Origin of the sequence: Pedobacter sp. (assembly GCF_045627485.1) — a bacterium.
In the GTDB taxonomy this organism is placed as follows: Bacteria; Bacteroidota; Bacteroidia; order Sphingobacteriales; family Sphingobacteriaceae; genus Pedobacter.
Genome location: NZ_JAZQNU010000190.1, coordinates 1 through 7609 on the forward strand (window position 1 = coordinate 1; position 7609 = coordinate 7609).

Annotated in this window: 7 protein-coding genes; 1 reads left to right on the plus strand and 6 read right to left on the minus strand. The window is 42.7% G+C overall.

Annotated features, from left to right (window positions below):
* Nucleotides 1-546: 546 nt before the first annotated feature.
* Complete coding sequence (locus ACR2F3_RS14305) at nucleotides 547-885, minus strand: hypothetical protein (protein ID WP_432710658.1); 339 nt, start codon at nucleotides 883-885, stop codon at nucleotides 547-549.
* Nucleotides 886-1018: 133 nt separating this feature from the next.
* On the opposite strand from ACR2F3_RS14305, the gene ACR2F3_RS14310 reads away from it, so the two are divergent.
* The gene (locus ACR2F3_RS14310) at nucleotides 1019-2062 is read left to right on the plus strand and encodes a hypothetical protein (RefSeq protein WP_432710664.1); all 1044 of its coding nucleotides are present in this window, start codon (nucleotides 1019-1021) and stop codon (nucleotides 2060-2062) included.
* Between the two features lie 6 nt (nucleotides 2063-2068).
* Here ACR2F3_RS14310 and ACR2F3_RS14315 read toward each other — a convergent pair whose 3' ends face one another.
* From ACR2F3_RS14315 to ACR2F3_RS14335, 5 genes are read right to left on the minus strand one after another with little or no spacing between them, the layout of a single operon-like run.
* A complete protein-coding gene (locus ACR2F3_RS14315; protein WP_432710659.1) occupies nucleotides 2069-3415 on the minus strand; it encodes a TolC family protein in 1347 nt (448 codons plus the stop codon).
* A gap of 3 nt (nucleotides 3416-3418) precedes the next feature.
* Nucleotides 3419-4528, minus strand: coding sequence for an ABC transporter permease (locus tag ACR2F3_RS14320; protein WP_432710660.1), 1110 nt, complete (start codon nucleotides 4526-4528; stop codon nucleotides 3419-3421).
* Between the two features lie 27 nt (nucleotides 4529-4555).
* Nucleotides 4556-5500, minus strand: coding sequence for an HlyD family secretion protein (locus ACR2F3_RS14325; protein ID WP_432710661.1), 945 nt, complete (start codon nucleotides 5498-5500; stop codon nucleotides 4556-4558).
* The gene (locus tag ACR2F3_RS14330) at nucleotides 5497-6195 is read right to left on the minus strand and encodes an ABC transporter ATP-binding protein (protein WP_432710662.1); all 699 of its coding nucleotides are present in this window, start codon (nucleotides 6193-6195) and stop codon (nucleotides 5497-5499) included. The genes ACR2F3_RS14325 and ACR2F3_RS14330 overlap by 4 nt, the downstream gene beginning before the upstream one ends.
* A 1-nt stretch (nucleotide 6196) precedes the next feature.
* Nucleotides 6197-7474 (minus strand): ectonucleotide pyrophosphatase/phosphodiesterase, encoded by a 1278-nt coding sequence (locus tag ACR2F3_RS14335; protein WP_432710663.1) that lies wholly within the window; start codon nucleotides 7472-7474, stop codon nucleotides 6197-6199.
* Nucleotides 7475-7609: the final 135 nt, after the last annotated feature.

Below are 7609 nucleotides of genomic sequence, written 5' to 3' on the forward strand. Positions count from 1 at the left end.
ATACGCGTTTAAATTGGTTCGAAGCTAAATGCTTCAATTTAAAGCTAGTAATAATTTTAAGGAAATTTTATGTTAACTCACCAGAATTTATTTATAAAACTGACAATTGTTTACCACATAGGACAACAAGTAAAGTAGCTAGATGGAAAGCTTCATGAGGTAGGAAATGAAAAAATTGACCCGCTGCTGCACCAGCTTTTAACAACTCCGGTTCAATGACGTATCAGACACGGATTTAATACAGCATTCGTAAGGGTTAGCCGGATGATAGCCGTATTAAAACCGCATTAAAGCCGTCGCATCTCCGCACTAACCCAAAACCAGGGTCGAGCAATAATTAACCAGGTCTCAGGTTCTAAAGAACAGCAGCACTTACTATCTTTTTTATGTCTGCCTTTTTATAAAGAGTACCTGGTGATTAAATATTATTTCAAAACCACGTAATGTAAAAAAAGCGTCGGGGCCAGATGCATCGCTTATCTGGTGTTATCTAAAACCCTAGTCAACATATGGGTCAACCAGGGTTCAACTAATGGGGGGGATTGCTTAGGAAGCGTTGTAAACGTGAAATTTTTGATTTCTAACGGGCTGTCCCTTGATCGACAAACGCTCGCCTTGATGATCACGGGTAGGTTTAATCACAAACGGGGTTTCCGTTTTCTCAAAAACATCAAAAGCAATCTTCAAACGGTCGATATACGTATCGGCGACAACACGCCATTTTTTATCGGCATACCAGAAATAAGCATAAACGCTTTTCGTAGATCCAACCGTCTTGCCATCTAACCTGCTAAATGTAGGATTTTGTTCTTTTAAAGGAAGGACAGCATTGAGGTAAAATTCTTTAAAATCTTTATATTCAGGGATAGTGCGTATTGTGCTCATAATTAATTTTTGCGCAATTTACGGAATTTCAAATCGCCAAAGGAATCTCCTATTCTATTTATCTGTCAAAATTAACAACTACCAAAGGTCCTTCTATATGAAATCCATTAAAATAGCTGTAAATTGCTTGTTGATGGAGTTAAACGACGTTAAAATAGTACTAAAGAAGCCAATATTCCCGGTATCAGCCCCTTTACAAAAATACCTGAGGGCTTACCAGCGGGATGCAAAACTGCCAGTTACCTATAACGATCTGTTGCAGTTCAATGAGTCGTTCCCAATCATGGACAAAAATGGAAAGGATTCGTTGTGGGAGGGCCCCATCTACCCCAATGATCGTATCGAAGATATTCATAATGGCCTAAAAGTAATCTATGCCAATTTAAAGGCTTCGGGCAACCTGCGTATCGTGCAACATAAATACATCGACAAAATAGAGTACTGTACCTTCGGCAATACCCATCCCTTCCGCATCAGGATTGTAAACCGCCTAAACGACGTTTACGATTATTTTTATGTGAAGCGGGCAGATGCATCACGTATTTACGGTCTGGAGCTGGAAGAAATATTATCCCCAAATCAGGTTAATTACCTGGTTGACCGCGAAACCTTAATTGAAGAGCATATTGCCGGTATACCTGGCGATGTTTTTTCAAAATCCTACCTTCATAAACCAGAATACAATCCTACCCGTATTGCCAAAGAATTTGTAAAGTTTAATGAGCGCTGCCTGGTAATGCTGCTAGGCGACATGCGGTCCTACAATTTTGTAATGCAGATTACCCCCGATTTTGATGATATCCAATTTAGAATCCGCGCAATAGACTTTGACCAGCAATTTTATGAAGGGAACATCAAGGTTTACCAACCCCAGTTTTTTAAGGAGAATTTCCCATATGTCAAATTAGGCATGGAGCAGCTGACAGATAAAACCTACCTCCAGTACCAGCAGGAAGAAAAGTCTTCCATTTTACACTGCGTGCGAAGCGAACGGCACCGTCTTGCAGATTTAAGAGATGTTTCTAATACCGAAGTGCTTACTTCCCAAGAAAATATTATCCAGTTAAAAGAAGGGATGGCCGCACATTTCGATGACACGAACTACCTGGCGTGCAAAACTATGACTGATGTGATCGAACTCAACATCAAGAACATCATCAGGCAGGTAAAACTTTAAAAAGCCCTAATTCTTGACCGTTTTTTCCTGTTTAATCCGCGACAGAATAAAATCATAACTGGCGTTAAGGTAGCTGTTCTTTTCCTGTTCGTAGACATAACTTTGTTTGTAAAACTCCCCAACAAGCAATCGGCCATTGTTATATTGTGCCTGTGCATTCTGATAATTTTGTTTTGCCAAATCAAAGTTTTCCCTTGCACGTTTGTATTTCTGCTCGGCAAGGGCTACCTCCCTGATTACGGCCAGGCCATCAAGTTTGTTTTTATGTTGTTGGTCTTGATATTCCAACCGGTTAACCTGCTGTTGTAATTTTAACTGGTTAATTTTTTTCACCCGATCCAACCCTTCTGTTATTGGAATTCTCAGTCCGACATTAACGAAACTATTGCCATTCCAGTTCCGGCCTTTAAATAACTCAAAATCATTATCAAAGAAATTACTGCCATAATACCCCTGAATGGCTAAAACTGGCAGAAAGCCATTTTTTGTGCCTTTAAGCTGAATGTTTATCAGCTGTTCATCCAGGTTTAATCGTTTCAGGCTTAAGCTCTGGCTGCTATCGGCAATAGCTAGGCCCTGAAAAGATGAAAATAACGATTCGATATCATCCGTGAGTTGCAGGTTCATTGACGATTGCGGGTCGTAACCCAAGTGGTATAGCAGCTCGGCGGAAGCGTCTGCATAAATATTTGTCGCTTCATCAAAATGGCTTAAGGTAGTATTGCGATCTGCTTTTGCCTGGTTCAGTTCAGCGAGTAGCAAACGGCCGGCATCATACTGTTCCTGGGTCATAGTCACCATCTTATATTTCACTACCGTGTCAGCAATGGCGAGTCGCAACTGCTCGGCAGCAATCAGCGCAGCAGCGTATGCGCTGCTCACATCAAAATCTAAATCGTTTTCAAGCTGCTGTTGTTCAGTCACACTTTGCTCGGCCTGCAGATTCGCTTCCTGCAGCTCTTGTTTTTTCTGCGGATTAAACAAGTCCATCTGTGCATTCAATCCCGTATTTGCTGTCCATTTAGTGCTAAATCTTAAAGGCAGAAATTGTCCTTCAGGTGCAGCCGGATTAAAAGCATTGGCAGGTACAGGGGTTACCGGAATAATGAGGTTACGTTGCAGGTTGAAATCTCCGTAAACCTGAGGTATTCTTTTCAATTTTACCTGGGCAATATTTTCTTTGGCTATCTGGTTATTCAGGTCGCCAGCACGTAATCTCGGGTTTTGCTGCAAGGCCAGTTTTCTGGCTTCAGCTAAGCTTAAACGCAGGGTTGAGGGACTTTGTTGTGCCTGGGTGAACATCGGCAAAAACAATACTAAGAGGATACTGAAAAGGGTGGGTTTAATTTCCATAGCTTAAAAAATGGAGGCAGGTTCCAGTCGTTTAATTTTAAATACTGCAAACAAAGATCCGCCTACCGACATGAACAGGGTAATAGCCATTAACAATCCATTGAGTTGCCAGTCTAAATCTATAATCAGCCCGGCATTTGCTACGCCACTTTTAAACAAAAACAACAACAGCACCGCCATAAAATAACCCGAAAAAGCAAACAATAGGGCCTGAGTTAAAATTAAACGGGTTACATAACCATTAGTGGCCCCAATGGCTTTCAAGGTACCATAATCAACTAAACGATCTAATGCAGAAGAATACAAGGTTAGCCCTATAATAAAAAAGCCACTGATGCTGGCAAAAACAATAAGTGAACCAAAGCTAACCCCCATATTAGACGTCACCAGGATTTCAGATACGGTAGATTTTTTTAGTTCCGCTACATCCCAGGCTTTAACCCCATAAAAAGTTTGATTGATCTGGTTAATGACGCTTTGTTTGTCTGCCCCCGGTTTAATTTTAACAACCACAGCACTTACCTGGTCGGGCGACAAGCCCCCATAAAAACGGGCATTCTTTAAGCTGGTAAACATGAAATTGCCACCAAAGCCTTGCGCATTTTTAGTGAGCACCTTTACCACAGCCGCCTTTTTATTAATTTCTAATGCCTGGCCACGGTGCAATGTAACCCCCAAATCTTTTGAATTAAAAAACTCAGCAGCAACTGAATTGTCCTGGTACAAGTCGTTTAAACTGCCTTCAATAATTTTAGACGGATTAGGACCAGCGATAAACACAGGGCCATCGCTACCAACCAGGTTTACAGCCGTAGTTTTGCCTCCCGGAAAAGTAACACTGGTATTGGCAATCACCACGCTATAACTCGTAGCAACCCCATCAATACTGCGCACTTCCTGAACCACGCGGGCATCTATTTTATTTAAAACATTAACATTTTTGGTTACCTCATCAATCACCCAGATGTCTTGATCGGTACTATTGGAATTAACAACCACGCCCGTCATCAGCACACTTAGAAACCGAAGTGTGCCGAGTTGTTGTCCGATGAGGAAAATACTGATAACAATGCCCACAAGAATCCCTATGCTTTTCGGCTTGTCAAATTTCATGAACTTATAGGCCGTTTTAATCATATGCTAATTGATCTGTATGTTACACTCTACTTTGGCATTGACTAATAAGCCATTATCTTTATCAAGCGCCACTTTAAATACCCTCACCCTGCGGTCGCTTGCTTCGCCAGGCTCATCGTAAAACAAAGATTTGTTGGAGAGAATAGGCGATAGGTAGCTAACCCTGCCAGTGGCTATAATATCCTGACTACCCACGTAGTTTACGGTTACTTGCTGCCCAACCTTCACCCGGCTGGCAAACATCTCGTCAATCTCACCATGTAAAATTAAGTCGCCTGCAGGCGCAAAGGTGGCAAAGGGTGTTAATGCGGTAACTGCAGCGCCTACTTTAGCGTCCATAGAAACCAGAACACCGTCTTGTTTAGCCCGCACCAGTTCATTGCCTGCATTGATTTGTGCTTGTTGCTGTTGTTTTTTAAGGGTGGCAATTTCTGCCCGGCTGGCAGCAGCCTGGCTTTTGGCTGCTTGTAAATTAGCCTGAATTACCTCCAGTTCTTTTTGCTGGACATTCAGGTTCTGGCGAGTATCGGCGCCTGTGGCTACCAGTTTTTCGGTTACCTGCAGTTCTGCTTGTTTTTCTTTTAGACTGGCCTGGTACTGCCTAACGTTTGCCGCATCAGCCGCTGCACGGGCCTGCTGCGTCAGGATTTGCTTAGCTACAATTTCTGTTGCCAGTTGATCATTTTGTAAATCTATCTTAATAATTGGCTCGCCTTTTCTCACACTATCGCCCGCCTTTTTGTATATCGCTGCTACAATGCCCGATTGGGGAGCAGAAAGCTCAACCAGCCCAGCTTCAGGTTCCACTTTAGCAATGGCAGAAACGCGGTTAACATTCTCCGGCCGGCTTAAAGAATCTCGTTTTTCAGCGGCAGCCTGTTCAGCAGCCTTCTTATCTCCGCCACAAGCCATCAAAAAAAGCGCACATAGGTAGATGAAATATCTCATTTATAATCTTCTTCGTTTTTAAGTTTATCTGCCACAACACCTTCTTCTACATATACAATTCGATCGGCAAAAGGCCGAAGTCGTAAATCGTGTGTAACTACAACAACAGCCTTGCCATTTTTTGCAAGGGCCTTTAAATCCTCCATCACAAGGGCGGCACTTTTAGCATCAAGGGATGCTGTTGGCTCATCGCATAAAATAATAGCGGCATCAGTAACCAGGGCCCTGGCAATGGCCACCCGCTGTTTTTGCCCCCCGCTTAATTTCTTTGGCAGGTTTTTTTCGCGGTCGCCCATGTTCACTTTCTCCAATGCCTGGCGTGCAAGTTTAACGGCATTACTGTTGCTTTCGCCGCGGAGCAGCAGGGGCTGCATCACGTTCTCGAGAGCAGTAAGAGGATTTAATAAGTTGAAGTGCTGAAACACAAAGCCGATGTTGTTTAGCCGGATATGAGCCAGTTGTTTTTCTGAATAATCCGTAACATCCTGCCCCTGGATAAATACTTTCCCTTCGCTAGGATAAATCACGCAGCCGATTAAGGACAGCAAGGTCGTTTTACCCGAACCTGATGGGCCCATGATAAGCGTTAGCTCACCATTATTAATATCGACAGTTGTTGCCTCCAATGCGGTAATAGTTGTATCACCTGTTTTGTAAACCTTTTTAGCTTGCTTTAAAGCGGCGACAACTTCCATATTATTTCTTTAAAATTCCTTTTAACACACGCTTTTCCCCATCAATTTTTTCGGTTTGTTGTAACCCTAAAATTTCGGTAATCAGTGGGTAAACGTGTACATTTTCAAAAGACTTGATCTTTAGTCCACTTTTAAATGCAGGTCCCCATGCATAAAAAGTAGCATGCATGTCTTTAACCACCGTTGGATCAAAACCGTGATAACCCATGCCCGGTTTGCGTTGTGAAAACACTTTTGGCCATTCAGGTATCAGGAGGATATCGCCAATACGGTTCATCCGGTCGTCCTTTGTGCGGTAATGATATTTACGCGGTACATCTTTCTTCAGGTAAACCTTATAGTCCTTTTCTTCAGCTTTCAATTGTTTATAAACGGGCATGATGTCCGCTTTGTTTTTAGCATGTAAATCGACCATGGTGCCTGAAACGGGAATAATAAATTTTTTGGGATCTATGGCTAAGGGAAGTGCAATTGGGTTTTCCCTATCTACGGCAGTCATGCCGTGATCGGAAACAAAAATAAAGTTAACCGGCAATCCTGTGGCTTTAACAGCCTCGTTTAACTTATAAATTGTAGAATCTACATCTTTAACGGCAGCGATAGTTTGCGCCGCATCCGGACCATATACATGACCGGCATGGTCGGGTTCAGAGAGATAGAAAGTAATCAGGTGAGGCCGTTTTTCTTCCGGCAAATTAAGCCAGTTGATTACGGTTTGTATTTTCTGATCTGATGATATTTTCTCGGTATAGTGGTAATAGTAAGACGGGCGAACGCCTTTAACATCGGCTTCGGAACCTACCCAAAACATACTGGCGGCCACCATTTGCTGTTGCTCTGCCAATACCCATAGTGGTGTGCCTCCGTACCAGCTACCGTCGCGCACCTTTTCTTTAGCACCCATACTGTAGCGGTCTGCACGCTGTTTATCATAAAAAGAATTGTTAACCAGCCCATGGTGGGAAGGATATAATCCGGTTACCAGGGTATAGTGATTTGGAAAAGTCACAGAAGGAAAGCTCGGGATCATTGATTCTGCCTGTACCCCCTGGCTGCTTAAAGCCAATAAATGGGTAGCACCATATTTTTGGGCGTAGTCGTAACGGAAACCATCTGCGGAGATGAGAATCACATAGGGTTTTACCTGTTGAGTGGCAGCATTCTGCCTGCCGGGCACAACTTGCTGCAGTGTATCAATTTGTGCAATACCATAAAGTGGAGCGGCTAATAATAAGACAAGAGCCAGCTTTTTGAAAAAAAAAGAAAAGTGTATACGCATGAATGAAGAAACATTATTTTTTCACTTCAAAGGTAAATACTTTTCTCCCAGGAATTCCATCCTCAGAAAGCCCTTCAATCACGCCAATGTAATGACCGGTCTGATCTGAGGTGTAAAAAGCAATATTTCCGTTAC

Coding starts and splice junctions, on each gene's coding strand:
- ACR2F3_RS14305 (WP_432710658.1), bottom strand. CDS start 885: ATGAGCACAATACGCACTATCCCTGAATATAAAGATTTTAAAGAATTT.
- ACR2F3_RS14310 (WP_432710664.1), top strand. CDS start 1,019: ATGGAGTTAAACGACGTTAAAATAGTACTAAAGAAGCCAATATTCCCG.
- ACR2F3_RS14315 (WP_432710659.1), bottom strand. CDS start 3,415: ATGGAAATTAAACCCACCCTTTTCAGTATCCTCTTAGTATTGTTTTTG.
- ACR2F3_RS14320 (WP_432710660.1), bottom strand. CDS start 4,528: ATGAAATTTGACAAGCCGAAAAGCATAGGGATTCTTGTGGGCATTGTT.
- ACR2F3_RS14325 (WP_432710661.1), bottom strand. CDS start 5,500: ATGAGATATTTCATCTACCTATGTGCGCTTTTTTTGATGGCTTGTGGC.
- ACR2F3_RS14330 (WP_432710662.1), bottom strand. CDS start 6,195: ATGGAAGTTGTCGCCGCTTTAAAGCAAGCTAAAAAGGTTTACAAAACA.
- ACR2F3_RS14335 (WP_432710663.1), bottom strand. CDS start 7,474: ATGCGTATACACTTTTCTTTTTTTTTCAAAAAGCTGGCTCTTGTCTTA.